This is a genomic window from Armatimonas sp. (assembly GCF_043760365.1).
In the GTDB taxonomy this organism is placed as follows: domain Bacteria; phylum Armatimonadota; class Armatimonadia; order Armatimonadales; family Armatimonadaceae; genus Armatimonas.
This window is the reverse complement of sequence record NZ_JAYUPA010000291.1, coordinates 1-1,966: the sequence shown is the minus strand read 5'-3', so window position 1 is coordinate 1,966 and position 1,966 is coordinate 1. Positions and strand designations below refer to the sequence as shown.

The following is a 1,966-nucleotide window of genomic DNA, read 5'->3' as shown; positions in this document are numbered from 1 at the left end:
AAGCCTACTGGCTGAGCTGGCAGACCTGTTTTCAGGAAGCCGAAGAGACTCGGGTGAAGGCGCTACCGGTCTCGAAAATATCCGGAACCTTTGATCTGTTGCCTCTGCTCATGGGGATGGAACTGGGGCCGGGCATTACTCCGTCGGCTGATTTTTCACCGATGGTCGTCTCCGGGAATCCGCCGTATCTTGCCGGGCTCCGCCACGGTTTTAACCTCACGATCAGTGCGAACCAGACACTCAGGAGCAGCCGCCCCTTTGTCTGGTTTTTAACTGACATTGCGAGCGGGCTGATCCTGGCACTGGGAGTGCAGTGTGAGAGTGCCCGCTAGCCTGCGGCGTGCACAATCGGGCGCTTCGTGGGGTCGGGCTGGTTGCGGCGCAGGATCTCGTGGGTGAGGGGCGCGATATCACCCTCCCCAAAGAGGACAAAGCGCACCAAAAATATCATCGGATTAGACTCAATCCAGTTGAAGTAGACATGCGGGCGGCGATTATGGCGCTTCTGCACTTCGAGCAAGATCGCTGCAATAGCATTAGGAACCGCGACCCCGTGGCAGCGTAGCACCCAGAAGCCACCAACATCAATACCTTCTACCCGAAGCGTCGAGGAGAACGAGGAGGAGTCGGGGACATAGATTTCCAGGAAAGCATCGCGCTCCCCTTCAGGGAAGTGATGTGTCCATGCCGCCTCCCGTGCTGCGCTACTATACTCTGTCACATCGAGCTCGTCTGGGTGGTTGGCAATAAAGCGAACCTCTGGCTGTAGTGCCATTTGTGCAAGCATCTCTAGAGCCTTCTCATCGAACTCAATCTTGTCTACCCTCAGCTCCGTGACACGCCATATCCGGGAGACTAGAGATACGATAACAATGGTACCAATGAAGAAGCTTGCGATCTTGAGGCCGTCGCTCCGCTCGATAATATTGACGACGGTCGTGTAGCAAAAGATAGCCGTGATCACGCCAAAGGCAATTTTAAGACCATGTTGGCCTGCTTTGTGCGCGGCGATCGTAACTGCGACGGCGGCGCTGGTCATGAGCACTAGCACACCCGTGGCGTAGGCTCCGCCTTGTGCATCCACATCAGCCTGGAAGATCAGAGTTACGATCACTGCTAGAACCATATAGACCATCACGAGAGGGCGGTTGGCACGTGTCCACTCGGGGGCCATGCCGTAGCGTGGCAGATAGCGCGGGACGATGTTCAGTAGCCCCGCCATCGCGCTTGCCCCTGCAAACCAGAGAATTAAGATCGTGGAGATGTCATAGACCGTACCAAAGCCGGGGCCGAAAAATTTCTCCGCAAGATAGGCCAGGGCCCGCCCGTTGGCGCTACCGCCTTTTTTCAGGGCATGGATCATGACATGGTCAGAGCGATTGGGATCCTCTGTGATGGTGATCTTGACCTGGTCTGTGTCTATACCATTTACTTTCACTGGGACAGAGTACTGCATCTGGCCTTCCAGGTAGGGCTTCAGTGGAACTGCGACATTCCAGACCGGCTCTTTGACATAGGCACTATCTGGGTGAATAGAGAGCAGGACGGTTTCGGTTGTGAGCTCTTTATCCACGCTCTTTTCCGCGACCATCTTGGGGTAGTACTCATGAGCAGGGATCAGCAGCGTGGTCACAAAGCTAGAGGCGAGCAGGTAGCAGCTCATGATCGCTGCAGCAAAGAAGAGCAACTTGCGCGTGTTGGCGATACGGCCCTTGGGATTGGCATCGGTGTCGTCTTTGCCGCCCTGCACCAAGGGCATCACAGCCACACCCGTCTCGAAGCCCGAGAGCCCCAGAGCCAGCTTGGGAAAGAGCCCCAGCGCGGCTAAGAGAATCAGGCCAATGCTCCCATGGACAGCGAAGGGCTTCCCAAAGAGCTGCGGCCTTGCTGCCATGAGCATCGTTTGAAAGTCGCTCTGGTGCTTGGGCAGATCACTAAGTAGCAGCTGCACCCCGCGGCCGACCAC

The 1,966-nt window shown here is 56.5% G+C and carries 2 protein-coding genes; one reads left to right on the top strand and one right to left on the bottom strand.

Going from position 1 to position 1,966, the window contains the following annotated elements; all coding sequences use genetic code 11:
* Positions 1 to 332, top strand: a 332-nt coding sequence (locus ACH2EH_RS06930; RefSeq protein ID WP_395140211.1) for a hypothetical protein, incomplete at its 5' end; no start/stop codon positions are given.
* Here the strand turns inward: ACH2EH_RS06930 and ACH2EH_RS06925 are convergent.
* Positions 329 to 1,966: APC family permease (locus ACH2EH_RS06925; RefSeq protein WP_395140209.1), on the bottom strand; the 1,638-nt coding region annotated here is incomplete at its 5' end. The genes ACH2EH_RS06930 and ACH2EH_RS06925 overlap by 4 nt on opposite strands.